This window comes from Actinocrispum sp. NPDC049592, assembly GCF_040675465.1.
GTDB lineage: Bacteria > Actinomycetota > Actinomycetes > Mycobacteriales > Pseudonocardiaceae > Kibdelosporangium.
This window is the reverse complement of the sequence record NZ_JBFAPA010000002.1, coordinates 369,390-393,709: the sequence shown is the minus strand read 5'-3', so window position 1 is coordinate 393,709 and position 24,320 is coordinate 369,390. Positions and strand designations below refer to the sequence as shown.

At 69.7% G+C, this 24,320-nt stretch carries 30 protein-coding genes and 1 pseudogene; 12 read left to right on the top strand and 19 right to left on the bottom strand.

Annotated elements, in window-relative coordinates; genetic code table 11:
* Positions 1-19: 19 nt before the first annotated feature.
* Positions 20-892, top strand: a complete 873-nt coding sequence (locus AB0J95_RS08475; RefSeq protein WP_364755021.1) for an NAD(P)-dependent oxidoreductase — start codon at positions 20-22, stop codon at positions 890-892.
* A gap of 49 nt (positions 893-941) precedes the next feature.
* On the top strand, positions 942-1,694 hold the full coding sequence (locus AB0J95_RS08470) for an alpha/beta hydrolase (RefSeq protein WP_364754239.1): 753 nt from the start codon (positions 942-944) through the stop codon (positions 1,692-1,694).
* Positions 1,695-2,000: 306 nt separating this feature from the next.
* On the opposite strand, the gene AB0J95_RS08465 is transcribed toward AB0J95_RS08470, so the two are convergent.
* From AB0J95_RS08465 to AB0J95_RS08435, 7 genes are read right to left on the bottom strand one after another with little or no spacing between them, the layout of a single operon-like run.
* On the bottom strand, positions 2,001-2,432 hold the full coding sequence (locus AB0J95_RS08465) for a PH domain-containing protein (protein ID WP_364755018.1): 432 nt from the start codon (positions 2,430-2,432) through the stop codon (positions 2,001-2,003).
* 14 nt (positions 2,433-2,446) lie between these two features.
* The gene (gene ribH / locus AB0J95_RS08460) at positions 2,447-2,944 is read right to left on the bottom strand and encodes a 6,7-dimethyl-8-ribityllumazine synthase (protein ID WP_364754236.1); all 498 of its coding nucleotides are present in this window, start codon (positions 2,942-2,944) and stop codon (positions 2,447-2,449) included.
* Positions 2,941-4,179, bottom strand: a complete 1,239-nt coding sequence (locus tag AB0J95_RS08455; protein WP_364754233.1) for a bifunctional 3,4-dihydroxy-2-butanone-4-phosphate synthase/GTP cyclohydrolase II — start codon at positions 4,177-4,179, stop codon at positions 2,941-2,943. The genes ribH and AB0J95_RS08455 overlap by 4 nt, the downstream gene beginning before the upstream one ends.
* An 18-nt stretch (positions 4,180-4,197) precedes the next feature.
* Positions 4,198-4,791 carry a riboflavin synthase gene (locus AB0J95_RS08450; protein WP_364754231.1) on the bottom strand — a complete coding sequence of 198 codons (594 nt, stop codon included), beginning with the start codon at positions 4,789-4,791 and terminating at the stop codon, positions 4,198-4,200.
* A gap of 4 nt (positions 4,792-4,795) precedes the next feature.
* Positions 4,796-5,455, bottom strand: coding sequence for a ribulose-phosphate 3-epimerase (gene rpe, locus AB0J95_RS08445; protein ID WP_364755016.1), 660 nt, complete (start codon positions 5,453-5,455; stop codon positions 4,796-4,798).
* A gap of 24 nt (positions 5,456-5,479) precedes the next feature.
* Positions 5,480-5,995, bottom strand: a complete 516-nt coding sequence (locus AB0J95_RS08440; protein ID WP_364755014.1) for a flavoprotein — start codon at positions 5,993-5,995, stop codon at positions 5,480-5,482.
* Entirely contained in the window at positions 5,992-6,354 is a 363-nt protein-coding gene (locus tag AB0J95_RS08435; protein ID WP_364754229.1) for a PLD nuclease N-terminal domain-containing protein, read from the bottom strand. Before AB0J95_RS08435 ends, AB0J95_RS08440 begins: the two co-directional genes overlap by 4 nt.
* 118 nt (positions 6,355-6,472) lie before the next feature.
* On the opposite strand from AB0J95_RS08435, the gene AB0J95_RS08430 reads away from it, so the two are divergent.
* Positions 6,473-6,898: a DUF3574 domain-containing protein gene (locus tag AB0J95_RS08430; protein WP_364754226.1), complete on the top strand. Its 426-nt coding sequence runs from the start codon at positions 6,473-6,475 to the stop codon at positions 6,896-6,898.
* On the opposite strand, the gene AB0J95_RS08425 is transcribed toward AB0J95_RS08430, so the two are convergent.
* On the bottom strand, positions 6,895-7,776 hold the full coding sequence (locus AB0J95_RS08425) for a LysR family transcriptional regulator (RefSeq protein WP_364754223.1): 882 nt from the start codon (positions 7,774-7,776) through the stop codon (positions 6,895-6,897). The genes AB0J95_RS08430 and AB0J95_RS08425 overlap by 4 nt on opposite strands.
* Before the next feature lie 157 nt (positions 7,777-7,933).
* On the opposite strand from AB0J95_RS08425, the gene AB0J95_RS08420 reads away from it, so the two are divergent.
* Positions 7,934-8,800: an SDR family oxidoreductase gene (locus AB0J95_RS08420; RefSeq protein ID WP_364754221.1), complete on the top strand. Its 867-nt coding sequence runs from the start codon at positions 7,934-7,936 to the stop codon at positions 8,798-8,800.
* Here AB0J95_RS08420 and AB0J95_RS08415 read toward each other — a convergent pair.
* Positions 8,790-10,166, bottom strand: a complete 1,377-nt coding sequence (locus AB0J95_RS08415) for an MFS transporter (RefSeq protein ID WP_364754219.1) — start codon at positions 10,164-10,166, stop codon at positions 8,790-8,792. The two genes, AB0J95_RS08420 and AB0J95_RS08415, sit on opposite strands and share 11 nt — an antisense overlap.
* Positions 10,167-10,189: 23 nt before the next feature.
* On the opposite strand from AB0J95_RS08415, the gene AB0J95_RS08410 reads away from it, so the two are divergent.
* Positions 10,190-10,606 (top strand): MerR family transcriptional regulator, encoded by a 417-nt coding sequence (locus AB0J95_RS08410; RefSeq protein WP_364754216.1) that lies wholly within the window; start codon positions 10,190-10,192, stop codon positions 10,604-10,606.
* Here the strand turns inward: AB0J95_RS08410 and AB0J95_RS08405 are convergent.
* The 4 genes from AB0J95_RS08405 to AB0J95_RS08390 all read right to left on the bottom strand — a co-directional run bounded on the left by AB0J95_RS08405 (position 10,603) and on the right by AB0J95_RS08390 (position 15,037).
* Positions 10,603-12,024 carry a transcription antitermination factor NusB gene (locus AB0J95_RS08405; protein WP_364754214.1) on the bottom strand — a complete coding sequence of 474 codons (1,422 nt, stop codon included), beginning with the start codon at positions 12,022-12,024 and terminating at the stop codon, positions 10,603-10,605. The genes AB0J95_RS08410 and AB0J95_RS08405 overlap by 4 nt on opposite strands.
* Positions 12,021-12,950, bottom strand: a complete 930-nt coding sequence (gene fmt, locus AB0J95_RS08400; protein ID WP_364754211.1) for a methionyl-tRNA formyltransferase — start codon at positions 12,948-12,950, stop codon at positions 12,021-12,023. Before fmt ends, AB0J95_RS08405 begins: the two co-directional genes overlap by 4 nt.
* Before the next feature lie 2 nt (positions 12,951-12,952).
* On the bottom strand, positions 12,953-13,498 hold the full coding sequence (def, locus tag AB0J95_RS08395) for a peptide deformylase (protein ID WP_364754210.1): 546 nt from the start codon (positions 13,496-13,498) through the stop codon (positions 12,953-12,955).
* A gap of 63 nt (positions 13,499-13,561) precedes the next feature.
* Positions 13,562-15,037, bottom strand: a complete 1,476-nt coding sequence (locus AB0J95_RS08390; RefSeq protein ID WP_364754207.1) for a glycosyl hydrolase family 28 protein — start codon at positions 15,035-15,037, stop codon at positions 13,562-13,564.
* A 152-nt stretch (positions 15,038-15,189) separates the two neighbouring features.
* On the opposite strand from AB0J95_RS08390, the gene AB0J95_RS08385 reads away from it, so the two are divergent.
* Entirely contained in the window at positions 15,190-15,981 is a 792-nt protein-coding gene (locus AB0J95_RS08385) for a methyltransferase domain-containing protein (RefSeq protein ID WP_364754204.1), read from the top strand.
* Positions 15,982-16,017: 36 nt separating this feature from the next.
* Here AB0J95_RS08385 and AB0J95_RS08380 read toward each other — a convergent pair whose 3' ends face one another.
* Positions 16,018-16,503, bottom strand: coding sequence for a carboxymuconolactone decarboxylase family protein (locus AB0J95_RS08380; RefSeq protein ID WP_364754202.1), 486 nt, complete (start codon positions 16,501-16,503; stop codon positions 16,018-16,020).
* A gap of 157 nt (positions 16,504-16,660) precedes the next feature.
* Here AB0J95_RS08380 and AB0J95_RS08375 point away from each other — a divergent pair, with 157 nt between their 5' ends.
* On the top strand, positions 16,661-17,533 hold the full coding sequence (locus tag AB0J95_RS08375) for an RNA polymerase sigma-70 factor (protein ID WP_364754199.1): 873 nt from the start codon (positions 16,661-16,663) through the stop codon (positions 17,531-17,533).
* A 209-nt stretch (positions 17,534-17,742) separates the two neighbouring features.
* Here the strand turns inward: AB0J95_RS08375 and AB0J95_RS08370 are convergent, their stop codons facing one another.
* Positions 17,743-18,369: a TetR family transcriptional regulator gene (locus AB0J95_RS08370; protein ID WP_364754198.1), complete on the bottom strand. Its 627-nt coding sequence runs from the start codon at positions 18,367-18,369 to the stop codon at positions 17,743-17,745.
* A 58-nt stretch (positions 18,370-18,427) separates the two neighbouring features.
* On the opposite strand from AB0J95_RS08370, the gene AB0J95_RS08365 reads away from it, so the two are divergent.
* From AB0J95_RS08365 to AB0J95_RS08355, 3 genes are all read left to right on the top strand, one after another.
* Entirely contained in the window at positions 18,428-19,117 is a 690-nt protein-coding gene (locus tag AB0J95_RS08365; RefSeq protein ID WP_364754195.1) for an N-acyl homoserine lactonase family protein, read from the top strand.
* An 86-nt stretch (positions 19,118-19,203) separates the two neighbouring features.
* On the top strand, positions 19,204-19,809 hold the full coding sequence (locus AB0J95_RS08360) for an ATP-dependent Clp protease proteolytic subunit (RefSeq protein WP_364754192.1): 606 nt from the start codon (positions 19,204-19,206) through the stop codon (positions 19,807-19,809).
* On the top strand, positions 19,806-20,396 hold the full coding sequence (locus tag AB0J95_RS08355) for an ATP-dependent Clp protease proteolytic subunit (protein WP_364754189.1): 591 nt from the start codon (positions 19,806-19,808) through the stop codon (positions 20,394-20,396). The genes AB0J95_RS08360 and AB0J95_RS08355 overlap by 4 nt, the downstream gene beginning before the upstream one ends.
* A 219-nt stretch (positions 20,397-20,615) precedes the next feature.
* On the opposite strand, the pseudogene AB0J95_RS08350 reads toward AB0J95_RS08355, so the two are convergent.
* Positions 20,616-20,894, bottom strand: a pseudogene (locus AB0J95_RS08350) (helix-turn-helix transcriptional regulator); the annotation flags it as partial.
* Positions 20,895-20,954: 60 nt separating this feature from the next.
* The gene (locus AB0J95_RS08345; RefSeq protein WP_364754188.1) at positions 20,955-21,263 is read right to left on the bottom strand and encodes a hypothetical protein; all 309 of its coding nucleotides are present in this window, start codon (positions 21,261-21,263) and stop codon (positions 20,955-20,957) included.
* A 286-nt stretch (positions 21,264-21,549) separates the two neighbouring features.
* Here AB0J95_RS08345 and AB0J95_RS08340 point away from each other — a divergent pair, with 286 nt between their 5' ends.
* Both AB0J95_RS08340 and AB0J95_RS08335 read left to right on the top strand, forming a co-directional pair.
* The gene (locus AB0J95_RS08340; protein ID WP_364754185.1) at positions 21,550-22,302 is read left to right on the top strand and encodes an SDR family oxidoreductase; all 753 of its coding nucleotides are present in this window, start codon (positions 21,550-21,552) and stop codon (positions 22,300-22,302) included.
* Positions 22,303-22,319: 17 nt separating this feature from the next.
* The gene (locus AB0J95_RS08335; protein WP_364754183.1) at positions 22,320-23,159 is read left to right on the top strand and encodes a helix-turn-helix transcriptional regulator; all 840 of its coding nucleotides are present in this window, start codon (positions 22,320-22,322) and stop codon (positions 23,157-23,159) included.
* A 101-nt stretch (positions 23,160-23,260) separates the two neighbouring features.
* Here AB0J95_RS08335 and AB0J95_RS08330 read toward each other — a convergent pair whose 3' ends face one another.
* On the bottom strand, positions 23,261-23,614 hold the full coding sequence (locus AB0J95_RS08330; protein ID WP_364754180.1) for a hypothetical protein: 354 nt from the start codon (positions 23,612-23,614) through the stop codon (positions 23,261-23,263).
* A gap of 110 nt (positions 23,615-23,724) precedes the next feature.
* Positions 23,725-24,270, bottom strand: coding sequence for a CbrC family protein (locus tag AB0J95_RS08325; RefSeq protein ID WP_364754177.1), 546 nt, complete (start codon positions 24,268-24,270; stop codon positions 23,725-23,727).
* Between the last annotated feature and the right edge of the window lie 50 nt (positions 24,271-24,320).

The following is a 24,320-nucleotide window of genomic DNA, read 5'->3' as shown; positions in this document are numbered from 1 at the left end:
GACGGCAGCCGTGCGAGTAATGCTGATCGGAGCGACCGGAGTGCTGGGCAGGGCCGCACTGGGCCCGTTGCAGGCCGCCGGCCACCAGGTGACCGGCCTGGCCAGGAACGACGCGCGGGCGGCCGCGGTCGCGGCGCAGGGCATCGACCCGGTGGTGGCCGACCTGTTCTCCGCCGAGTCGCTCGAGGCCGCGTTCAGGGGCCACGACGCGGTGATCAACCTCGCGACCCGGGTTCCGGTGGGTGGCAAGCTGATCCGGCAGTCCAGCTGGCAGGAGAACGGCCAGATCCGCGTCCTGGGCAGCAAAGCCGTTGCCGCCGCGGCGAAGTCGGCCGGGGCCGGGATCCTCGTCCAGGAGGGCGTCGCCCTGGTGTACGCCGACGGCGCGGACGCCGAACTGGACGAACAGGCCACGCTCGACCCCACCGGTCCGCCACGGACTTCCCTGCTGGCACAACAGAACGCCGAACGCTTCGCCAGTGAGGGCCGGACCGCGGTGTGCCTGCGGACCACCCACCTGCACGGCGACGACCCGATCACCCGGTGGATCCTGAAGGGCGCGAGCGGCCGTGGCCCGTCGTACTTCGGCCGCAAGGATGGCTGGATCACGCCAATCCACCCGAGCGACGCCGGAACCGCGATCGCGGCGGCCCTGAATGCCCCCACTGGCGTGTACAACGTCGGCGCGACACCCGTGCGCAAGCAGGACTTCGGCGCGGTGATCACCAGTGCGGCCGGGGGGAAGAAGGCAAGGACGCTGCCGTTCAAGATCGGTTTCCTGAAGATCCTGGCCCGGTCGCAGCGGGTCGTCTCCACCAAGCTGACCGAGGCCACCGGCTGGAAGCCCGAGCACCCGCAGATCGCCACCGACTGGTTCCCCCGGATCGGCTGAGGGCTGCCTGACTAGCCTTGGGCCTTCCGCGTCCGGCAAAATTCGTCGGATGGGAGAACGGCTTAGGGTTCAGCGCGGCGGTTCGGGCGACGCGGCGGTACTGCTGCTGCACGGGCTGGGCGCGACCGGCGATGTCTGGCAGGGCGTGCACGAGCAGCTGGCAGACGCCTCGTTTCGCTGGATCACCCCCGACCTGCCTGGTCACGGCGGTTCGGCGCCGTTGGACCGCTACACGTTCGGGCACATGGCCGCGGCCCTGGTCGACCTGATCGACGACGAGGAGCACGTGGTCGTCCTCGGCCACTCGCTCGGCGGCGTGCTGGGCCTGGCGCTGGCCAGCGGCTGGTTCGGCGGCTCGATCGACCGCGCCTGCGGCCTGGGCATCAAGGTGGCCTGGTCCGCGGCGGAGCTTTCGGGCGCCAAGGCCTACGCCGAACGACCCAACAAGCTGTACTTCGGCCGCACCGAGGCCGCGGACCGCTACCTCAAGGTCTCCGGCCTCGGCGGCCTGGTCGACGCCGACGACCCCCGCGTCAACGCCGGCCTCGTGGGAACACCCGACGGCTGGCGCCTCGCCTGCGACCCCCAGACATTCGCCGTGGGCCGCCCCGACGTTCCGGGCCTGCTGGCCGCCAGCCAAGCCGAGACCGTCCTGGCCGTCGGCGAACACGACCAGATGTGCAGCCCCGAGCAACTGAAGGAAATCGACCCCAACGCCGTCGTCCTGCCCGGCCTGGGCCACAACGCCCACGTCGAGGACCCCAGCGCCATGGTCAAGCTGATCCACACCCTGCTCAGCTGAGGTTCAGGGCCACCACCGATGCACGGCCTCGATGGTGGCCTTCAGCTCAACACCCATATCCGGCCCCGCATACCGCGCCAGTGCCGGCAGGCAGTCGTACAGCGCCTCGAAGCAGGCGATGCGCCCGCCCCCGGCCGAAAACGGCGCGGAGCAACAGGACACACGTTTCCGCGTCCCGCTCCGCGGCGATCGCCACCAGGTCGGTGAGCATGCGCCCGCGCGGTCGCGGGCGATCACCTCGGCCACCGCGGCCCGGAAGTCCTCAGTGGACAGATGCGGGGCAAGCGTGCGCAGGTCGAATGTTGGTCAGGCGTCGGCGGTGTGCGCGGACTTCAGGCGCCGGAGTTCGCGGATGGCGGCGACCGAGCGGGCGCCGTCGTTCGCGGGAATGGCCATGATGGTCACGTACTCGTCGTCCGGCAGTTCCAGCCGGGCCCAGGAGGCGCCATCGGGGAACGAGACGTGCTCGACCTGGTCCCAGTCGAACCGCCGCACCCCAACGACATTGCGCACCTCGATGCCCTTGGTGTCGGCACGCACCCGCGAACGGGTCAGCATCAACGCCGCGCCACCCAGCAACACGCCGATGCCGATCATCGCGACCTGGTCGGACACCTCGAAGTACGCGCCGGTCCACGAACTGCGCAACAGAATCGCGGCCACCGTGAAGGCAGCCACCAAAACCAGGGCCAGGCCAACGGCCACGAACCGGATCCGCCGGGGGCTCGACTGGAACACCTGCGACTCCGAAGTCACTCGAACCCACGCTCCGTCCACGGCTGCCGCAACCCGCGCAGCACCAGAGCCGCCTCCAGGGCCGCGACGCACGCCTCGAACCCCTTGTCCTCCACGGAGTCCGCGAAACCCGCCCGCGCGAGGGCCTGCTCCTCGTCGTTGGTCGTCAGGACTCCGTTGCCGACCGGGGTGCTCTCATCCAACGAGACCCGCAGCAGACCGGCCGTCACGGTGTCGCACACGTACTCGAAGTGCGGGGTGCCGCCGCGGATCACCACGCCCAGAGCGACGACGGCGTCGTGATGCTTGGCGAGCGCCTGGCAGACCACGGGCAGCTCGATCGCGCCCGCCACGCGGACCACGGTCGGCTCGTCGACCTTGGCCTGCTTGGCCGCCACCAGGGCTCGTTCCACCAGGTTGTCAGTGATCTTCGCGTGCCACTTGGTGGCCGCGATGGCCAGCCGGATGCCCTCGCACTCGGGGGCACTCGCCTCGGGCCTGCCCTCGCCGCTCACTGAACCTCCTCGGTGCCGAACTGGTCCAGGTCGCCCAGCTCGTGCCCCATCCGATCCCGTTTGGTGCGCAGGTACCGCAGGTTCTCCGGGTTCGGCCACACCGACAGCGGCACCCGGTCGACCACGGTCAGCCCGTAGCCTTCCAGGCCGACCCGCTTGGCCGGGTTGTTGGTGAGCAGCCGCATGGTCTTCACACCGAGGTCCGACAGGATCTGCGCACCCGTACCGTAGTCGCGCGCGTCTGCGGGCACACCGAGGGCCAGGTTCGCGTCCACTGTGTCCGCGCCCGCGTCCTGCAACTGGTAGGCCTGCAGCTTGTGCATCAGGCCGATGCCGCGGCCTTCGTGCCCACGCATGTACAGCACGACCCCGCGGCCCTCGGACGCCACGGCCTCCAGTGCCGCGTCGAGCTGCGGGCCGCAGTCACAGCGCAGCGACCCGAAGACGTCCCCGGTCAGGCACTCGGAGTGCACCCGGACCAGGACCTCCTTGCCGTCGCCGATCTCGCCGTACACCAGCGCCACGTGCTCGATGCCGTCCAGCAGGCTGTCGTAGCCGACCGCGCGGAACGTGCCGTGCGCCGTCGGGATCCGCGCCTCGGCGACCCGCGCGACCTGGCGTTCGTTGCGGCGGCGGTAGGCGATCATGTCGGCGATCGAGATCAGCGCGAGGTCGTGTTCGGCGGCGAACACCTCCAGCTCGTCGCGCCGCGCCATGTCACCTTCGTCCTTCTGCGACACGATCTCGCACAGCACACCCGCCGGCCGCAGCCCGGCCATCACGGCCAGGTCGATCGCGGCCTCGGTGTGACCCGGTCGGCGCAGCACGCCGCCTTCCTTGGCACGCAACGGAACCACGTGCCCGGGCCGGGTGAAGTCGGCCGGCTTGGAGTCCGGGTCGGCCAGCAGCCGGATGGTGTGCGCGCGGTCCGCGGCCGAGATGCCGGTCGAGACGCCGCTGGCCGCGTCCACGGTCACCGTGTACGCCGTGCCGCGGCGGTCCTGGTTGGTGTGGAACATCGGCGGCAGATCAAGGCGGTCGCAGTCTGCCTCGGTGAGCGGCACGCAGATGTACCCGGACGTGTAGCGGACCATGAAGGCCAGCAGCTCCGGGGTGGCCTTCTCGGCCGCGAAGATCAGGTCGCCCTCGTTCTCCCGGTCCTCGTCGTCCACCACGATCACCGGACGGCCCGCGGCGATGTCCCTGATCGCGCGCTCTATGTCCCTGGCTGCCACCCTGTGCCTCCCTAGTTCTCAGACCGCGGCGATGTGCGGCTGCGCCAGCCGCTCGACGTACTTCGCGAGCACGTCGACCTCGAGGTTCACCACGTCCCCAGTCTGACGCAGGCCCATCGTGGTCAGCTCAAGCGTCGTCGGTATCAGGGCCACAGCGAACTCGTCCCCCTCGACGGCGGCGACCGTCAGGGAGATACCGTCGATCGCGATCGACCCCTTCTCCACCACATAACGGGACAGCTCGGCGGGCAGTTCGAACTTCGTGAGCCCCGTCTCATCGCGCGAGCGGAAGATCCCGGTGCCGTCCACGTGCCCCTGCACGATGTGACCGCCCAGCCGGTCGCCCAGCGCCATCGCGCGCTCCAGGTTGACCACGTCACCGGCGTGCGCCTTGGCGAGGCTGGAGCGCAGCAGCGTCTCGTGCACGACGTCGACGGTGAACGCGCCGCCGGAGACCTCCACCACGGTCAGGCAGACGCCGTTGACCGCGATCGAGTCGCCGTGCTTGGCGTCCTGGGTCACCAGCGGGCCGGCGACGGTCAGCCGCATCGCGTCCGGCAGCGGCTCGACCGCGACGATCTCGCCGCGCTCCTCGATGATCCCGGTGAACATTGGCTCAGGCCCCTTCTTTCGCACGCGCCGCGCGGTCACGCAGCGCCGTGATCGCCTTGGCCGGGTCGTCGGCGTTGTAGACCGCGGACCCGGCCACGAAGCAGTCCACGCCGGCCTCGGCGGCCAGCTCGATGGTGTCGCTGTTGATCCCGCCGTCGATCTCGACCAGCACGTTGAGGTGGCCGGTGTCGACCAGGCGGCGCGCCGTGCGGACCTTGCCCAGCACGTCGGCCATGAACGACTGGCCGCCGAAGCCGGGCTCGACCGACATCACCAGCAGGGTGTCGTAGTGCTTGAGCGCCGGGACCCACGGGTCCAGCGGGGTGCCGGGCTTGATCGACAGGCCGGCCTTGGCGCCGGCCGCGCGCAGGTCCCTGGCGATCTTGACCGGGTCGGCCGCGGCCTCCGCGTGCACGGTCACGTTGTACGCGCCTGCCTCGGCGTAGCCGACCGCCCAGCGGTCCGGGTCGTCGATCATCAGGTGACAGTCCATCGGGATGTCGGTCACCTTGAGCAACGCCTCGACCACGGGGAGTCCCAGCGTCAGGTTGGGCACGAAGTGCGCGTCCATCACGTCCACGTGCACCCAGTCCGACCCTTCGACGGCTTCGAGCTCGTCGGCCAGCCGGGCGAAGTCGGCGGACAGGATGCTCGGCGCGATCATGGGTTCAACAGGCACATACGAAGTCTATGGTTCTCCGACCATAGGCGTGTGTAGGGCGTCGAGCACACTGGTCCACGGTTGGTCGGCCGCGAGCCGCGTCACGTTCACCCCGGCGTCCCGCAACGTCCGGAGATGCCCTGGCCAGGCGGGATGCCGCTGCTGGGCGTCGCTGAGCTGGGCGCCGACCACCACCCGGGCCGCGCCGATGGCCTCGCACAACACCGTCAACGCCTGGTTGTCGGCGATGCCGAGGGCCAGTTTGGCGGTCGAGTTCGCGCTGGCCGGGGCGAACAGGAAGTGCGCGGGGTCCGGGTGCGGCCGGGGCTCGGCGGGCAGCCGGGCGGTGCTGCGGACCGGCAGGTCGGTGAGCGCCGCCAGCCGGTCCAGCTCCCCGGTCTCGGCCAGCCAGCGCTCGGCCGCCGGGGTCAGCGTGATCGCGAGCCGCCAGCCGCGTTCGGCCGCGGGCAGCGCGATCTCGTCACACAGCCGCCGGTCGACGCCGTAACAGGCCGATGCGACCAGTCCCAGTACCTCGGTTATGACTCGTCCTTCTGTTCACGCTGCTTGGCCATCCGGCGCTGCTCCTCCGCGCGCTCACGGCACTTGCGGAGGAACTCGTCATCGTCGTCCGCGTTCTGGGCGACGTGCCGGCCCGGCCGATCGTATTCCGGGTACCGGCTGGTGTTCGACGGCGGCCGGTAGCGGTGCGGCGACTCCGGGCGGCCGGCCACGAGCCACAGGATCGAGCCCACCAGGGGCAGGATCAGCACGATGAACAGCCAGCCCATCTTGGGCAGGTTGCGGGTGGTGCCGTCGACCGTCGTGATCACGTCGACCAAGCAGAAGATCCACAGGCCCATCACGATGAGCCCGAACGCGCCGAACCCGAACAACGGCATGACATCTCTCCCCAGAGGAGCCGAATGAAGGGCCGCCAGTCTGCCAGTGCTTGTCCCAAAGGGCGGACTTGGGGGTCAATGTCCCACCGTGCCCGGGATCGGACGATTGAATGACCCCATGACGACACGACGCACCGCGGTCGCCGGGATGGTCGCCGCGCTCATGCTCGGCCTGACCGCCGCCGGCACCGCAGCTCCGTCCACTATGGACACATCGGCCACCGCACCGCCCGGCGAGTCGTGGCGCCGCACCGAGTTGTTCTTCGGCGGCAACCGGCCCGACGGTTCCGTAGTCACCCCAGCCGACTTCGAGAACTTCCTGGACAAGGAGGTCACGCCGGCCTTCCCGGACGGCCTGACCTGGCTGCCCGTGCACGGCCAGTGGATGGGTGGCAAGGAGAACTCCTACGAGCTGATCCTGCTGTACCCGTTCAGCAACCACAAGGCCAACAAGGACATCGAGGAGATCCGCACCGACTACAAGAAGCAGTTCCAGCAGGAGTCCGTGCTGCGCGCCGACTCCGTGGAGAAGGTGTCGTTCTAGTCCTGCTTGGTGAGCAACGCGGTGGCGGCCTTGCGGAAGGCCGCCACCAGGCGGCTGCGGTCGTCGGCCCGGGTCGCCAGCACGACATGCCCGGGTCCGACGTCCTCCAGCGGGATCTCCACCAGGTCCGCGCGGATGGTCTTGAACCCGCGGCTGGCCGGGACGATCGCCACCGCCTCCCCCGCCGCCACGAACTCGAGTTTGTCCTCAATGGCCTCGACGAACGGGCCATCCGGGGCGCGGCTGCCGTCCGGCCGGGGATCGATGCGCCAGTAGGCGTTCCACTCCGCGTCCGGCAGACGCGGCAACGGCTCGTCGGCGATGTCCGCGAGGGTCACGGATTCCTTGCCCGCCAAGCGATGGTCCGGTGAGACCAACAGCACCCGCGGCTCGTCGTACAGGATCGTCACGTGCAGGCCCTCGGTCGACAACGGCAGCCGGGTCACGACCGCATCCACGCGACGGTCCAGCAGCGCCTCGCGGGGCTTGTTCCACTCGACGTGAATGGTCTGGACGTCGGCGTCCGGGTGCAGGCGGCGGAGTTCGCGCACGGCCGGGGTGACGATCACATTGATCGTGTAGCCGATGACGATCCGGCTGGGTTCGGCCGCCGCCTTGGCGTGCAAGGCGGCCTGCGCGGCTGACTTCAGCAAAGCCTTGGCACGCGGGAGAAACACCTCGCCCGCTTCGGTGAGCCGGGTGCCCTGCGGGGTGCGGTCCAGCAGGCGCACGCCCAGTTGTTGTTCCAGGCGGCGGATCTGCCTGCTCAGCGACGGCTGGGCGATCCGGAGGTCCTCGGCGGCGCGGCCGAAGTGCCGGTGGTCGGCGACGACCGTGAAGTACCGCACCAGCCTCAGGTCCAGGTCCGCCTCCGTCATGTCTCGATGGTAATCGAGTTCGTCGGCTCCGGCGTGGGCAATATAGGTCTTGAGCTGCGGTGATGCTTGTTCAGTATGACGGCATGCGCAACAGGCCTTGGACGGACGACGTCGTCCCGGCACATCGTGGAGGTACCGACTTCTGAAGGAGTACACGATGCGTGTGTTCGTCACCGGCGCTACCGGGTTCATCGGCAGTGCCGTGGTTCGCGAACTGCTCGGCGCCGGGCATCAGGTGCTCGGCCTTGCCCGTTCGGACCAGGGCGAGGCGTCGCTGCGGGCGGCCGGGGCCGACGTCCTGCGGGGCGGTCTTGCCGAACTGGATGTGTTGCGCGAAGGGGCGAAGGACACCGACGGCGTCATCCACACCGCGTTCATCCACGACTTCACCGACTACCTGGCCGCGGCCCGGACCGACCGGCTCGCGATCGAGGCGATGGGCGACGTGCTGGCGGGTTCGGACCGGCCCTTCGTGGTCTCCGCCGCCTTGGGCCTGGCCGACGTGGCGACCGAGGAGGACGCGATCGTTCCCGGTGCGGCGGCACGGGTCTCGGAGGAGGTGGCGCTGGGTTTCGCCGACCGCGGGGTGCGGGTGTCGGTGATGCGGCTGCCCGCGTCGGTGCACGGCGAGGGCGACCACGGGTTCGTGCCGCGGCTGATCGAGATCGCCCGGGAGAAGGGCGTTTCGGCCTACCCGGGCGACGGCTCGAACCACTGGCCCGCGGTGCACCGGTTCGACGCGGCCCGCCTGTTCCGGCTGGCGCTCGAGAGGGCGCCTGCGGGTACGCGGCTGCATCCGTTGGGCGACAAGGGTATCCCGCTGCGGGAGATCGCCGGGGTGATCGGGCGTCACCTGGGTCTGCCGGTGGTCAGCGCCGAACCGGAGCACTTTGGCTGGCTGGGCCGGTTCGTCGCGCTCGACGTGCGGGCGACCAGTGCGATCACGGAGAAACTGATGGACTGGCGGCCCGAACAGCCGGGGCTGATCGAGGACCTCGAAGCGGGTCACTACTTCACGTCCTGACCCGTTCCAGCCCGTCGAACAACGCCGCCGCCCGGGCGCCGCTGCCGAGTGCCCGGCGTCCGGTGCTGAGCAGCCCGAGGGTGACGACTCCCAGGCCAAGGGCGGCAATCAGCCACCACACGCCCAGCGCGGGGATCGTGCCCGCGAGCGCGACCCCGAACGTCATGCCGGTCTGCCGGTCCACCGAGGCGACGGAACCGGCCACCCCGGCCATCGACAGCGGCATCCCGGACACGGCGGTGTTGGTGATCGGCGGGTTGACCAAGCCCACGGCGACCCCGAACAGCAGGTAGATCGCAAGCACGGCAGGCAAAGGGGTGTCCGCGTCGAGCCAGAGCGACGCGGCACCGCCGAGCGCCAGCGCGGCCCCGGCGACCACGAGCGGGACCCGGGGCCCGCGCACGCTCACGATCCGGCCGCTGACCGGCGACAAGATGATGATCAACCCGCCGACCGGCAGCAGCGACATCCCCGCGGCCAGCGCGGACATACCTCGCGCGTTCTGCAGGTACTGCGTTGTCACGAAAAGGAACGCGCCGAACGAGCACAACGCGAACAGCGCCATCAGGATCGCCGAGGCGAACGGCACACTCCGGAACAACCGCAGCTCCAGCAACGGATCCGCGCGCTTCGGTTCGTACGCGAGGATCCCCAGCACGCCAAGCACGGCGACCACCAACAGGCCCACGATCAGCGGCGATCCCCAGCCCTGCCGGCCGGACTCGATGATCGCGAACACCACGCTGCCCAGCACCAGGACCACCAGGATCTGCCCCACCGGGTCGAACCGGCGCGCCCGCGGGGCCCGCGACTCCGGCACGAACAACGCCGTGCCCACCAGGGCGAGCGCCACGATCGGCACGTTGATCCAGAAGATCGAACGCCAGCCCAGGCCGTCGACAAGTGCGCCGCCGAGAATCGGGCCGAGCCCCAGCGACAGCCCGGACATCGCGCCGAACACCCCGATGGCCTTCGCGCGTTCGGCCCGGTCCGGGAAGGTGTTGGCGACGATCGCCATGGCCACCGGGTTGAGCATCGTGCCACCGAGCGCCTGCAGGGCACGTGCCGCGATCAGGCCGCCGATGCCCGGCGCCAGGCTGCACAGCAACGACCCCAGCCCGAACAGCGCCAGCCCGGTCTGGAAGACCCGCCTGCGGCCGAACCGGTCCGCGCTGGACCCGGCGAGCAGCAGGAACCCGGCCAGCACCAGGGTGTACGCGTCGATCGTCCACTGTAGACCGGTCACGGAGGCGTGCAGGTCATGGCCGATCGCGGGCAGGGCGACGTTCACGATGGAGATGTCCATCACCGCGACCACGATGCTGGCGCAGCAGATGGCCAGGACTAGAAATCTGCGGTCCTTCATACTTCAACGCTAGGATTTAGAGTGTGCTCGAAGTCAACCCGCGCACGGGCCTGACCATCGCCGAGGCCGCCGAACACAGCGGCGTCAGCGTGCACACCCTGCGCTACTACGAACGTGCCGGTCTCGTCATCACGCCCGTCGAACGCAACAACGCAGGCAGAAGGCGGTATCGCCAGCTGGACCTCGACTGGATCCGGATCTGCACCAGGCTGCGCGCCACCGGCATGCCGATCAAGTCGATCAAGCGCTACGCCGAGCTCGTCGCCGCCGGCCGCGGCAACGAGAAGGAACGCCTGGCGCTGATGGAGGCGCACCGCGACGAGGTCCTGGCCAAGATCGCCGACCTCGAGGAGAACCTCCGCCTGATCGACCACAAGATCGACGTCTACCGCGGCCGCCTCGCCGCCGGCGACGCTGACACCCTCTGGGCCCCGCGTTAGGCGGGCTTGCGGATGATGGCGCAGTACATGGCGTCGGTGCCGTGCAGGTGCGGCCAGAGCTGGACGTCCGGGCCGGGGCCGAGATCCGGCACGCCGGGGAAGAACTCGCGGGCGTCCAGTTGCTCGGCCTTGTTCTTGCGCACGACGTCGCCGACCACGCCGACGGTCTCCGACAGGTGCGGTGAGCACACGACGTAGGCGATGACCCCGCCCGGCCGCACGAGCCCCAGGGCCGCGACCAGCAGTTCCCGCTGGAGCTTGGTGAGGTCGCCGACGTCGGACTGCTGCCGCCGCCACCGGGCTTCCGGACGTCGGCGCAACGCGCCCAGGCCGGTGCACGGCGCGTCGACCAGGATCCGGTCGAACGACTCCGGCTCGAAGCCCGTGTCGCGGCCATCGGCGACGTGCACGGTCACCGGCAGGCCTTCGGTCGCGTTCTCGATCAGCCGCGCCCGGTGCGGGGCCTTCTCGACCGCGTCCACGCCTGCGTCCTGCAGGCCCGCCAGGGCGCCCAGCAACGCCGCCTTACCGCCTGGACCTGCGCAAAGGTCAAGCCAGCGGGTGTCCGGACCGGTGAGCGCGGGCCGGGTGAGCGCGAGCGCGCACAGCTGGCTGCCCTCGTCCTGGACCCCGGCGAACCGTTCCCGTACCGGCTCCATGTCCGCGGGGTCGCCGCCCCCGGCCTCCAGGCGGACGCCGTAGGGCGAGTACGGCGCTTCCTCACCGCCGGTGATCGCCGCCAGTTCCTCCGCGGAGATCTCGCCGGGGCGCGCCACGAGGTGCACGGCGGGGCGCTCGTCGTCGGCCTTGAGCGCGGCCTCCAGCTTCTCGCCCTTGTCGCCCAACGAGTCCGCGAACGCACGCGCGATCCAGCGCGGGTGCGCCGTTGCCACCGCCAGGTAACCGATCGGGTCGTCCGCGCGGTTGGGCGCGAGCTTGTCCACCCACTCGGGTTCGGTCAGCTCGCCGACCTTGCGCAGCACGGCATTGGCGAACCCGGCGAGCCGTGAGCCCACATCGGACCGTGCCAGGTCCACAGTGGACGAAACGGCCGCGTGCGGCGGGATCCTGGTGCGCAGCAACTGGTACGCGCCCAGCCGCAGCACGTCCAGCAGCTGCTTGTCGATCTGGGACAGCGGGCGGTCCGAGCACTCGGCGATCACCTGGTCGAGCCAGCCCAGCGCCCGGCAGGCGCCGTACGCCAGCTCGGTCGCCAAGGCCGCGTCCCGGCCCACGATCCGGCGCTCACGCAGCAACCCGGGCAGCACGAGGTTGGCGTAGGCGTCGCGGTCGCGGACCGCGCGCAGCGTGTCCAGGGCGGCACGGCGGGCGGGATCCTCGTGCGGCGGGCGCGGCGCCGAGGTCTCGCGGCGGCGCGGCGGGTGGGCCTGGCGGGGACGGGATGGCCGGTGTGTCACGTGAGTCGTTCCCCTTGCTCGACCCGGACGCCGCGCGCCCAGTCGGTCGCTGCCATCCGCTTCTTGCCTTGTGCCTGAACCTCACCGAGCTGCACCGGCTGGGTCGCGGTGCCGACGAGCACACGTTTGCGCTCGACCCGCACCTCGCCCGGCGCCAGCGCGTCGGTCTCGACCGTCCTGACCGGTCCGATCTTGAGCCGTTCGCCGCGGAACTCCGCCCAGGCGCCCGGCTCCGGGGTGACCGCGCGGATCAGCCGGTCCACGGCGATCCCCGGCTGGGTCATGTCGATGTGCGCGTCATCGACGGTGATCTTGGACGCGTAGCTGACGCCGTCCATCTCCTGCTGGTCCACCGCGCGCAGCGTGCCGTCCTCGATGCCGTCCAAAGTGGACACCATCAGCCCCGCGCCCGCCTCGGCGAGCCGGTCCAGCAGGTCACCGGCGGTGTCGGCGGACCGGATCGGCTCGGTCAGCACGCCGAAAACCGGTCCCGCGTCGAGCTGTTCGACGATCCGGAACGTGCTCGCCCCGGTGATCTCGTCGCCCGCCCGGATCGCGGCCTGCACCGGCGCCGCGCCCCGCCAGGCTGGCAGCAGCGAGAAGTGCAGGTTCACCCAGCCGTACCGCGGGATGTCCAGCGCGACCTGGGGCAGCAGCGCCCCGTACGCGACGACCGGGCAACAGTCCGGGTTCAGCTCACGCAGCCGGTCGAGGAACTCCGGCTCCTTGACGCGCTGTGGCGTGAGCACCTCGATGCCGTGCTCGTCGGCCAGCGCCCCCACTGGCGAACGGACCACGTGACGGCCTCGGCCCGCAGGCGCGTCGGGGCGGGTGACGACGGCGACCACCTCATGGCGGTCCGACTCGATCAGGGCCCGCAGCGTGGGGACCGCGGGCGCCGGGGTTCCGGCGAAGACCAGCCGCATGCTCAGAAGCCCCCGAACATCGCGTGCGGGTTCTGCTTGATCACCGGGGCGGCGCCGTCGAACCAGGGCGCCTGCCGGATCTCCCGCATCGCCAGCTTGCGGGTCTCCGCGTCGAGGCGGTCCAGGAACAGCACGCCGTCGAGGTGGTCGGTCTCGTGCTGGATGCACCGGGCCAGCAGGTCGGTGCCCTCGATCTCGACCGGCTCGCCGTGCGCGTTCCACCCGGTCGCGACGATGTTGCGCATCCGCCGGGTCTCCCACCGGAACCCCGGGATCGACAGGCAGCCCTCCTCGCCGTCCTGGCACTCGTCGCCGACCGCGTTCCAGGTCGGGTTGATCAGGTGACCCGCGAACCCGTCACAGTGGTAGGTGAACACCCGCAGACCGACCCCGAGCTGCGGCGCGGCCAGCCCGGCGCCGCCCTCGGACTCCATCGTGTCCCACAGGTCCTGCACCAGCGTGCGGAGCTCCTTGTCGAAGCTGACAACCTCGTCCGCGCGGGTCCGCAGCACCGGGTCCCCGAAAAGCCTGATCGGTTGGATGGTCACGACGGACAAGTCTACGAAAGACACGCCCGGGCGGCGCAGGATGGGCCGCCCGGGCGCCCCCGGTCACTGCGTGCGGACTCGCGGTGTCCCACTCGGCAGGGTGGTGCTGCCGGTGACGGCCTGACCGGTGCTCTTCTGGAACGTCACGTCCCAGCTGCCGGTGCTGCGCTCCATCTTCACCCCGTCCAGCGACACGCCGGTGGTGTCGTTGGCCAGGAACGCCGGGCGGCCGTCGGACTTGTCGAACTGGACGGTGCTGTTGACGAACTTGACGCCCTTGGCGTGCCGGATCCAGAACGCGTACGAGGGCCGCACGCCGAAGGTCCGCGGCGGGTAGGCGTCGGGGCTCTCGGGCGGGTTGCGGTCGGCGTCGGAGGCCGGGTGGCCGCCGGGGAAGGTCATGGTCACCGTGTCCAGCGTGACGTTCTCGATCGGCGAGTCGGTGCGGCCCGCGATCGTGCTGGAGTACTCGTCGTCACCGGCCACGTCGACCGGCGTGGTGAGGTTGGTGCCGGTGACGTTCTTCAGCGTGATGTTGCGGATCTTGCCGGCCGGCGGGCTGCCCGGGCAGCGCGAGCGTTTGCCGATGTGCATGAACACGGCCGACGCGGTCTTGGTCAGCTTGACGTTCTCGTAGCTGACGTCCTCGATGGTCGCGCCGTCCATCGACACGATCCCGATGCCCGCCTTGCCCGCGCCGGTCACGGTGACGTTCTGGAACTTGATGTTCCGGAAGCTGCCGCAGGTCTCCGAACCGAACTGCAGCGCGTTGTTCTCCTTTGACAGCACCGTGGAGTCGCGGACCACGTTGTTCTCGCTGACGAACGTCCTGCCCAGCGCGTAGTCGCTCTTGAACACCACGGCGTCGTCGCTGGCCTCGATGCGCGAGTTGGCGATGTCCACATTGGAGCTGTTGATGATGTTGAACGCGTCGCGGTCCGAAGAGGACAGGATCTTGGTGTTGTCCATCGTCACGCCGTTGCAGCCGTTCATCAGGATGGCGAAGTGGCCGCCCTGCCGGATGGTCAGGTCCTTGAACCCGACGTTCTTGCAGAGCTTCAGGCTGATCGCCTTGTCGGCCACGCCCGAACCCGGATCGCCGGTGGTCAGCTTGTCGTCGCCGTCGATCGTGCCCGCGCCGGTGAACGCCACGTTCTCGACGTTCTCACCGAAGATCAGCGCGTTGTGGAAGTGGCTGTGGCCGTAGTCCTGGTACTTGTCCCACTGGTTCGACTCGGCCTTGTCCATCCCGCTGCCCGCGGCCAGCAGGGTGGCCCCGGCGTTGAGGTTGAACACGATGTTGCTCTTCAGGTGGATGGTGCGGGACCGGTACTTGCCGGCCGGGAAGTCCACCACCCCGCCCCCGGCCGCGTTCGCGGCGGTGATCGCCTTGTCGATGGCGTCGTCGTCGTTCGTACTGCCGTTGCCCTTGGCGCCGTAGTCCTTGACGTTGAACACCGGCGCGGCACTGGCCGCACCAGGCGCAACGAACGCGAGCACACACGCGCCCACCAGGGCGATCGTCCCGGCTCTCGCCATGAGAACTCCTCGTCTGCGTCGACGGTCTGTCTCTCCTGGCGGCGGAATGAAAACGTTTACGAAAACGTACATTAACGGAGCCACTCCCGGCAAGGAGTCACCGAACGCGACCGGTGATCGACGAGGGGTGACCGGCAGGTATCCTGCGCGCCATGGAAAGCATCGTGGCGGGTGTGCTGAAGAACCAGGCACTCGCGGTACCGGCGATCCGGCGCCGCCGCGAGGCCCGCCAGGCTCCCTACGAGCCCACGAAGAACGCCGTTTCGTACGTGCACGAGGTCTTCGAGAACTCCTCGCGGCAGGTCCGCGGCCGCCGCCCGGTCTCCGGCAACGTCATGGAGATCGGCCCGGGCGGCAACCTCGGCGCGCTGCTGATGTACCTGGCGGCGGGCTGCGACCGTGGCGTGGCGCTCGACGTGGTCCCGCTCGTGACCGACCAGCAGGGGCTCTACGACGAACTGGCCCCCAACGCCGCCGAGCTGCTCGAGCGGATCGAGTACCGCACCGGCGAGCCGATCGAGCGGCCTTCGTTGCCGGAGAACCACTTCGACATCATCTTCTCCGCCGCCTGCCTCGAACACGTCGCCGACCCGTTGGCCGCCCTGCGCACGATGCACCGCTTGCTCAAGCCCGGCGGGGTGACCACGCACAGCATCGACCTGCGCGACCACCGCGACTTCTCCGACCCCCTGGCGTTCCTCAAGCACTCCGACCGCGCCTGGCGCGCGGCGACCTCCCGCCGCCTGGTGACCAACCGCTGGCGCGCCTCGGACTGGCTGGCAGGTTTCGAGGCAGCCGGTTTCGCCGACATCGAGATGCAGCCACACGAGCAGGTCCCGATCACCGAGGAGATGCGGTCGGAGTTCCACCGCAGCTTCCACACCAAGGACCTGACCGACCTCGGCACCCTGCTCATCAACGTCACCGCCACAAAGGCGCGATAACGGCCCGGCCCGGTGGATGGGCCGGGCCGGCGGTGCTCAGCTTGTGTACTTGGCGAAGTCGCCGGGCTGGTAGGAGCCGCCCTTCTGGTGGACGATCACGGCCATCCGGTTGGCGGCGTTGATCATGGCGACCAGGCAGACGAGGGCGGCGATCTGGTCGTCGTCGTAGTGTTTGCGCACCAAGGCCCAGGTCTCGTCGGACACGCCCGTGTCCGCATCGGCCAGGCGGGTGCCTTCCTCGGCGAACGCCAGTGCGGCCTGCTCGGCCTCGGTGAACACCGTCGCCTCCCGCCAGGCGGCGACCAGGTGCAGCCGCACCGCGTCCTCCCCCGCCGCCGCGGCTTCCTTGACGTGGAAGTCGATGCACCAGCCGCAGCCGTTGATCTGGCTGGCGCGCAGGCTGACCAGCTCCTGGGTGGTCTTCGGCAGCGGCGACTGCTCGATCACCATGCTGGCGTTGGCGAAGCGCTTGCTGAACTTGGCGGAGATCTCGTTGGTCAACAGGTTGAACCGCGGTTGCATGGCTGTGTCCCTCACTCGTGTGCCGAACTCGAACGACCACGAGATGCCGGCCGGCCGCCCGTTGTGACAGTGACGCGCGCCACAAGGTCTGGCTGTCACAGAACGGTGGCGACCGGCGTCTGGTGCCCGGCACAGTCGTGAGCGAACAGGAGGCACCATGCACACCGAGGCTTTCCTCGCCCACCGCAACCTGCTGTTCACGGTCGCCTACGAGATGCTCGGCTCGGCCGCCGACGCGGAGGACGTGCTGCAGGAGACGTGGCTGAAGTGGACAGGTGTCGACCTGGACACGGTCGAGAACCAGCGCGCCTACCTGGTCCGGATCACCACCCGCCAGGCGCTGACCCGGCTGCGCACGCTCGGCCGCCGCAAGGAGTCCTACGTCGGCTCCTGGCTGCCGGAGCCGCTGCTGACCACGCCCGACGTGGCCGAGGACGTCGAACTGGCCGACAGCGTCTCGATGGCGATGATGCTGGTGCTGGAGACGCTCACGCCAACCGAGCGGGCGGTGTTCGTGCTGCGTGAGGTGTTCGCCCTGGGCTACGACGAGATCGCCGAAGCCGTCGGCAAAACCACCGCCGCGGTCCGCCAGATCTCCCACCGCGCAAGGGAACACGTCGCCGCGCGCCGCCCCCGCGGGGTCACGTCGCCGACCGACGCCCGCACCGCGATCGAGGCGTTCCAGCGCGCGGTCGAAACCGGCGATCTGCAGAGCCTGCTGGACATCCTCGCGCCGGACGTCGTCTTCCTCGGCGATGGCGGCGGAGTCAAGCAGGCCGTGCTGCAGCCGATCACCGGCGCCGACCGGGTGGCCCGCCTGCTCACCGCCGGGATCGGCCGGATCGCGGAGCTGATGTCGCTGGAACCCGCCCAGGTCAACGGCCTTCCCGCGCTGATCCTCCGGCTCGACGGCGAGGTCGACACCGTCCTGGCGATGCACATCGACAACGGCCTCGTCACCGGCCTCTACGCCGTGCGCAACCCGGCCAAACTGTCCCACATGGAGCGGGAGACCACCCTGCGTCGCTGACGATGAAGAGGGGAAGAAATCCCCCTTCATCGTCCGCTGTGGACGCCCCCATCTCCGGCAGCGCCGGTGACCGGTGGGTGGGCCGGTCACCGATAGCGGCTGGGTCAGGCCAGGATGGGGACCGGACGGCCCAGATGCCGGGCGAAGCGACACCACCGAACCGCCAGTTCGCCCCATGGCGATCCACCCCCTGCGTGATCGGGCGGTGATCAAGATCCGAACGTGTGCGCCTGCTGGGAGAGCAGGGAAAACGCCGCCCTGGTCGCCGTCGTGACGCGGGTTCGGACGGTGCGGGCCGGGGTTCCGGCGAGGATGAGGTCGCGGGCCAGCTCGGCCACGGTGCGGTGCAGGGTGACCAGCTGCCCGGCGAGCAGGACCGGGGTGGAGTCGGTCCGCCCGTGCCGCAGCTCGTCGAGCACGGCGGCCAGCGTCTGCCGGTACCGCTGGTCGATCTCGCGTTCGTGGGCCCGCAGGGCGGGGCTCGCCGCCACGATCTCCAGCATCCTGCGGGTTCGCTCGCCCGCGTCCGGGCTGGTCAGAAAGCCGATCGCGCGGTCGTGCCAGTCCCGGAAGGCGGCCACCACGCCCACGCCCGGCGGCCGCTCGCGCACCGTGGCCGCCATGTCCTCGATGAGGTCACCGGCCCGGTCGAACAGGATCGCTTCCTTGCTCGGGAAGTAGTTGAACACCGTGCCGACCGCCACGTCGGCCGCGTCCGCGATCTGCGCGATGGTGACCGCGTCGAACCCGTGGGCAGCGAACAGCCGCCACCCGTGCTCGCCGATCGCCGTCCGGGTCAACCGCTTGCGCCGGTCCCGGCGCCCTTCCTCCGGCATGCCGGCCAGCATACTTGAACGGTTGTAAATTTGTAGTCATTCATGTTTATAGTCGTTCATGACTGTCGTCCGCTCCCTGCGCCTGCTGCGGGTCGCCACCGTCCGCGACCACGACTTACCGGTGCCGGCGTTCCTGATCGGCCTGGCCGATGGACAGTGCTGGCTCGTCGACACCGGCTGCCCGGCGACGATGATCGACGATCCGCAGGCGCCGTTCGCGGTCACCGCCGAGTCGCACATCGTGGGGCAGCTCGGTCGCCTCGGCCTCACCCCCGGCGACATCAGCACGGTGATCGTCAGCCACCTCGATCCCGACCACTGCGGCGCGAACGACGAGTTCCCGCACGCGCGATTCGTCCTGCAGCAGGCCCAGTACGAGCACGCCCGCGAGTCCGGGCTGCTGCGCTACGAGTGGATGCGCGAGCATTGGGACATCCCGGACGCGCGCTGGGAGTTCATCCACGGCGACGTTGAGCTGGCACCGGGGATCACGCTCATCGAGTGCGGCGGACACGTCCCCGGCCACCAGGCCGTCCTCGTCGAACTCCCGGACAGCGGCCCGGTGCTGCTCGCCGGTGACGCCTGGTTGCGCGACAGCGACCCGGACACCCGCCAGCTCAGCACGCACGACCTCGATGGACCGGCAACCCGTGCCAGCCAACGGAAACTGATGGACCTCGGCATCCCATTCGTCATCCACAACCACGACGCCGGCCAGTGGCGCACCCTGCGGGCGAGGTACACATAAGTCCTCAGTGGATCGTCCGCCGTGGGCGGATCTGCCCACAGCAGAGAAACCGGCGCGCGGCACCAGGAAACCGGCATTGTCGGGGCATGACCACGAACGACAAGATGTTCGACCAGCGGTTGCGGGAGCGGTACTTCAGCCAGCGCGTGCTGGTTCTGGACGGTCCGCTCGACGACGACAACGGGACGGTGCTGGCGACGCAGCTGCTGTCGCTGGCGAGTGAGGACCCCGCCAAGGACATCGCGTTGTGGATCCACTCGCCGGGCGGATCGGTGCCCGCGATGCTGGCGATCCGCGACGTGATGCGGCTCGTGCCGTGCGACGTGGCCACGCTCGCGCTGGGGCTGGCCTGCAGCGCCGGGCAGTTCCTGCTGTCCGCGGGCACCCCGGGCAAGCGGTTCGCGCTGCCGCACGCCCGGATCCTGATGCACCAGGGCTCGGCGGGGATCGGCGGGTCGGCGGTGGAGGTCGAGGTGCAGGCCGACGACCTGCGGCACACCCGGGACACGGTGCTGGGGATCATCGCGGAGGACACCGGCCAGCCGATCGACCGGATCTTCTCCGACTCGCTGCACGACCGCTGGTTCACCACCGAGCAGGCCCGCGACTACGGCTTCATCGACCACATCGTCGGCGACCTGACCCAGGTCGTGCCCGTCCGCACCCCCTACGCGCTGGGAGCCACCGCATGAGCACGTACACGATCCCCAACGTCATCACCCGCAGCACGACCGGCGAGCGGATCATGGACGTCTACTCGCACCTGCTGTCCGAGCGGATCGTCTACCTCGGCACCGGGATCGACTCCGGGGTGGCCAACGCGTTGATCGCGCAGCTGCTGCACCTGGAGGCGGAGAACGCGGACCGCGAGATCAACCTGTACATCAACTCCGAGGGCGGCGACCCGTCCGCGATGCTCGCGCTCTACGACACCATGCAGTTCATCAAGGCGCCGGTGGCCACGACGTGCATCGGCCAGGCGGTCGCGGCCAGCGCGGTGCTGCTGGCCGCGGGCGCGCCGGGGAAGCGTTTCGTGTTGCCGCACTCCAGGGTCGTGCTGCACCAGCCCGCGGCGCAGGGCCGTGGCGCGATCCCGGACCTCATCCTGCAGGCCGACGAGGTCGTGCGCGTACGGACGCAGCTGGAGGAGATCCTGTCCGCGCACACGGGTCGCGAGGTGATGGGTCTCCGGCACGACACCGACCGGGACCGCGTGTTCGACGCGAAGGGCGCGGTCAGCTACGGCCTCGCCGACCACGTCCTCGACCACAAAGCCTGATCAGGCGGCCATGAGCACGGGTCCCGTGGGACGTCGACCGGCCGCTAGGTCGTGTTTCGGATGTCCCGGTCGATGAGAGGCGGGATCGGTGCGGTTCCTGGCGTCGCCACCGGAACGCCAATACTGGTTGTCTTTGGGCGTTTGGGGTGTGGCGTCAGGGATCGCATCCGGCCGGGTTATCGCGATCGGGACATCCGAAACACGGCTTAGACCCGAGCCACGGCGCACAGTGCCCACAATGTCCACCAGCAGATCGGCCAGCTCGACGCCCAGCGCACCCGCGACCGCCGCGATCATCTCGCTGGACGGCTCCTTGCGCCCGCGCTCGATCTCCGACAGGTACTGCGGCGAGATCCCGGCCCGCTCGGCCACGTCGACCAGCCGCTCGCCCTGCTCCACCCTGGCGGCACGCAGACTCTGCCCCAGCACCTCACGCCACAACGGCTCCGGCTCCTCCTCGGCCGTTCGCTTCCGGTGAAAATGCAGGATCTCCGCCATACCGTCATCCTCGCACCGACCCGGCCCGCGCCGACACCAGTTCCGCTGCGGGCGGACAGGTCATCCCTTGGCGAGACGGTCCAGCAGCGCGGCCAGCTCCTGCGCACGCGCGGTACGCAGCCGCACCTCCACCTGCCCGGAGCGTCCATTACCGCCCGCGGCGGCGTCGTAGCCGAAGCACAACCGGTCCGAGGCCTCGGCGGCGACCTGGATGCTCGCCCGCAGCGGGTGCCGGTGCGGAACGTCGATGTGCCGGAACCGTCCCGCCCACACCAGCAGTCGCTGCCGGGTCACGGCGATCACCCCGGACGCGGCCTGCTTGCGCCAGCTCGAGTACCGGCCGGGCGCGCGGTAGTTCCGGTAGGTCACCGAGCCGCTGAGGGTCTTCCTCCAGCGCCAGCACGGTGTCCGCGCTGATCTCGGCGCGGAGGTCGTCCGGCAGCCGCCCCGACCCCAGGAACATGCGACGGAACACGCTCATCCCCGGACAGTAGCCCGGTTCCCCTCCGGCGGCCCGGTCCGGCGCGGCGGGTCGTTCCGGCCCAAGGGGGGATCGGCGGTCCCTGGATGACTTGGGCCTTAATCCGCCTGCTCGTCCGGAGGAATGTCTGTGGTGGCAGGCAGGACGGCCTGCCACGACAACGAGGAGCCTGCGATGCCGATCGCTCTCATCACCGGCGGGAACCGCGGCCTGGGCCGGTCCACCGCCCTCAAGCTCGCCGAGGCGGGCACCGACGTGATCCTCACGTACCGGTCCAACAAGGACGAAGCGGCCGCGGTCGTCGATGCCGTCACGGCGTTGGGACGCAAGGCGGTCGCGCTGGAGCTGGACACGACCGCGTTCGACACGTTCCCCGCGTTCGTGGCGCAGGTGCGGGAGGCGCTGGACCTGACCTGGCAGCGCGACACTGTGGACTTCCTGGTCAACAACGCCGGCTCCGGGGCGTTCACGCCGCTGGGCCAGACCACCGCCGAGGCGTTCGACCTGATGGTGAATGTGCACTTCAAGGGCGTGTTCTTCCTGACTCAGGCGGTGCTGCCGCTGCTGTCGGACGGCGGGCGGATCGTGAACCTGTCCACCGGGCTGACCAGGTTCGTCAGCGAGGGCTGGTCGGTGTACGCGGCCGCCAAGAGCGCGGTCGAGACCTACAGCAAGTACCTGGCCAAGGAGCTGGGCGGGCGGGGTATCAGCGTCAACACGGTCGCGCCCGGCCCCACCGGCACGGACTTCGCCGGTGGCGTCATGCGGGACGACGCGCAGTTCCGCGAGGTGCTGGCGCGTCAGGCGGCGCTGGGACGGCCGGGTGAGCCGGACGACATCGGCGCCGTGATCGCGGCCCTGCTCACCCCGGGTACCGGCTGGATCACCGCGCAGCGCATCGAGGTGTCCGGCGGCATGTTGCTCTGACAGGCGAGAATCAGGCCATGGACCGAGCACAGCTGGCCGACTTCCTGCGCACCCGGAGGGAGGCGTTGCAGCCCGAGGACGTCGGGCTGCCGCGCGGCCCTCGCCGCCGCACGCATGGGCTGCGCCGGGAGGAGGTCGCCGCCCTCAGCGGCATGTCGACCGACTACTACACGCGGATCGAGCAGCAGCGGGGGCCGACACCGTCCGAGCCCATGCTCGCGGCCATCGCCCGTGGGCTGCACCTGTCGGTGGACGAACGCGATCACCTGTTCCGGATGGCCGGCCACAACACGCCCAGCCGCAGTCCGCACTCCGATCACGTCTCCCCCGGCATGATGCGGATTGTCGACCGGCTGCAGGACACACCCGCCCAGGTGTTCACCTCGCTCGGCGAGACACTGCTCCAGACCCCGCTCGCGGTCGCGCTCTTCGGCGACGAGACCGGCTACACGGGCCTGGACCGCAGTTTCACCTACCGCTGGTTCACCCACCCACACGGCCGCCGGATCTACCCGGCGGACGACCACCCCATGCACAGCCGGATCTTCACTTCGCAGCTGCGCGCGACTTTGTCCCGGCAGGGCCCCGATTCGCCCGCGAGCCGGGTCGTGGACGCGTTGCTGGAGCGCAGTGAGGAATTCGCGCGCCTGTGGAGTGCGCACGAGATCGGCCTGCGGCACGAGGACTACAAGCGGATCCAGCATCCCGACCTCGGCGTTGTCGAGGTGCACTGCCAGGTCCTGCTCGACGCCGACCTGACCCAGACCCTGCTCGTGTACACCGCCACGCCCGGCACCGAGAGCTACGAGAAGCTGCAACTGCTTCCGGTGCTGGGCAACCGGCAGCCACACTTGTGAGCGGTCTCCGGATGGCGATGCCCGAGATCGCTTCGAACGCACCTGTCGCAAGCTCGGCACCGGCAGCCGCACACCCTGACTGCCACCGTCCTAACCGGACACTAAGGCTTGAAAAGGCTGCGCTCGAGCTCATCAGCCGCGCACTGATGCTCCTTGGCCCAACGGGCAAGCAGATCGCAGTAGCGCTGATAGGTGTCCCCAGACCAGCCCCAGGTGTGGTTCAGTGACGTCCACCCGCACTTGTCTTTGAGCGTGAACACATCGTCGGTCGGCGCCCACACATCGGCACGCGTGAGTATCGGTCCGCTTGGCGGCACGCCTGGAAGTCCCAGCGCGCTGATCCTCTCGCGCCACCAATGCTGCCGAATGTCAATCCAATGACCGTCAACAGCCTCCACCCGCGGCCGTGTCGGAACAGCCCAAGCCGGTAGCGCCAACGTGGCCAAGTCGGTCATCGACATACCGCATGCATCGCCAGACACACCTGGCCGTTACCAACGAGATCTGATCATCGGCCGTTGTGCCGTGTTGCTGGCGGCCAGGTTAATGGGGAGAAGGTCTCGGCTCAGGCGGAGTCGGAGTAGGCGAGGTGGGTGTGGCAGGTGCGGCATTGGAAGAGGTAGGCGGTGGGTTGGCCGTCGCGGGTGAGGGCGGCGAGGTAGGGCTCGATCTGGGTGGTGGGCCAGCCTTGTTCGGTGAGGGTGGTGCGGAGGTGGTCGAGGGCTTGGGGGTTGTCGCGGAGTTCGCGGGCGCCGGCTGCACCGAGGAAGGCGGCGCCGTCGCCGCAGTGGAACATCCACTCCTCCTGTTGCCAGCCGGAGAATCCGGGGGTGCGGCGCGTGATGGTGTCGATCACCTCGGCAGGCGTTCCGTCCGGGCCGAAGGCGTCGGTGAACACCGCGTCGAACCACTCCGCCGCGCGCCCGTCGGCGATGCACCACAAGCACAGCTCGCCGTCAAGCTCCTCCTCGCAGAACACCGGCCCCCGGTACACCACACCACGGCTCGCCCCACAGCAGACGCACTCCTCATCCGACACCACCGCGCAGCCCGTGCTCAACGGGTCCGGGTGGTAGGCGAACTGCGGGAGTTGCGCGCGGTCGATGCTCATCGCCGAATTCTGCTACAGGCCGGAAACCGGGTGGCGTGTAGGCACCACCG

Coding starts and splice junctions, on each gene's coding strand:
- AB0J95_RS08475 (WP_364755021.1), top strand. CDS start 20: ATGCTGATCGGAGCGACCGGAGTGCTGGGCAGGGCCGCACTGGGCCCG.
- AB0J95_RS08470 (WP_364754239.1), top strand. CDS start 942: ATGGGAGAACGGCTTAGGGTTCAGCGCGGCGGTTCGGGCGACGCGGCG.
- AB0J95_RS08450 (WP_364754231.1), bottom strand. CDS start 4,791: ATGTTCACCGGGATCATCGAGGAGCGCGGCGAGATCGTCGCGGTCGAG.
- rpe (WP_364755016.1), bottom strand. CDS start 5,455: ATGATCGCGCCGAGCATCCTGTCCGCCGACTTCGCCCGGCTGGCCGAC.
- AB0J95_RS08435 (WP_364754229.1), bottom strand. CDS start 6,354: ATGCCGTTGTTCGGGTTCGGCGCGTTCGGGCTCATCGTGATGGGCCTG.
- AB0J95_RS08430 (WP_364754226.1), top strand. CDS start 6,473: ATGACGACACGACGCACCGCGGTCGCCGGGATGGTCGCCGCGCTCATG.
- AB0J95_RS08425 (WP_364754223.1), bottom strand. CDS start 7,776: ATGACGGAGGCGGACCTGGACCTGAGGCTGGTGCGGTACTTCACGGTC.
- AB0J95_RS08420 (WP_364754221.1), top strand. CDS start 7,934: ATGCGTGTGTTCGTCACCGGCGCTACCGGGTTCATCGGCAGTGCCGTG.
- AB0J95_RS08415 (WP_364754219.1), bottom strand. CDS start 10,166: ATGAAGGACCGCAGATTTCTAGTCCTGGCCATCTGCTGCGCCAGCATC.
- fmt (WP_364754211.1), bottom strand. CDS start 12,950: ATGCGGCTGGTCTTCGCCGGAACCCCGGCGCCCGCGGTCCCCACGCTG.
- AB0J95_RS08390 (WP_364754207.1), bottom strand. CDS start 15,037: ATGGCGAGAGCCGGGACGATCGCCCTGGTGGGCGCGTGTGTGCTCGCG.
- AB0J95_RS08385 (WP_364754204.1), top strand. CDS start 15,190: ATGGAAAGCATCGTGGCGGGTGTGCTGAAGAACCAGGCACTCGCGGTA.
- AB0J95_RS08380 (WP_364754202.1), bottom strand. CDS start 16,503: ATGCAACCGCGGTTCAACCTGTTGACCAACGAGATCTCCGCCAAGTTC.
- AB0J95_RS08375 (WP_364754199.1), top strand. CDS start 16,661: ATGCACACCGAGGCTTTCCTCGCCCACCGCAACCTGCTGTTCACGGTC.
- AB0J95_RS08370 (WP_364754198.1), bottom strand. CDS start 18,369: ATGCCGGAGGAAGGGCGCCGGGACCGGCGCAAGCGGTTGACCCGGACG.
- AB0J95_RS08365 (WP_364754195.1), top strand. CDS start 18,428: ATGACTGTCGTCCGCTCCCTGCGCCTGCTGCGGGTCGCCACCGTCCGC.
- AB0J95_RS08360 (WP_364754192.1), top strand. CDS start 19,204: ATGACCACGAACGACAAGATGTTCGACCAGCGGTTGCGGGAGCGGTAC.
- AB0J95_RS08355 (WP_364754189.1), top strand. CDS start 19,806: ATGAGCACGTACACGATCCCCAACGTCATCACCCGCAGCACGACCGGC.
- AB0J95_RS08340 (WP_364754185.1), top strand. CDS start 21,550: ATGCCGATCGCTCTCATCACCGGCGGGAACCGCGGCCTGGGCCGGTCC.
- AB0J95_RS08335 (WP_364754183.1), top strand. CDS start 22,320: ATGGACCGAGCACAGCTGGCCGACTTCCTGCGCACCCGGAGGGAGGCG.
- AB0J95_RS08330 (WP_364754180.1), bottom strand. CDS start 23,614: ATGACCGACTTGGCCACGTTGGCGCTACCGGCTTGGGCTGTTCCGACA.
- AB0J95_RS08325 (WP_364754177.1), bottom strand. CDS start 24,270: ATGAGCATCGACCGCGCGCAACTCCCGCAGTTCGCCTACCACCCGGAC.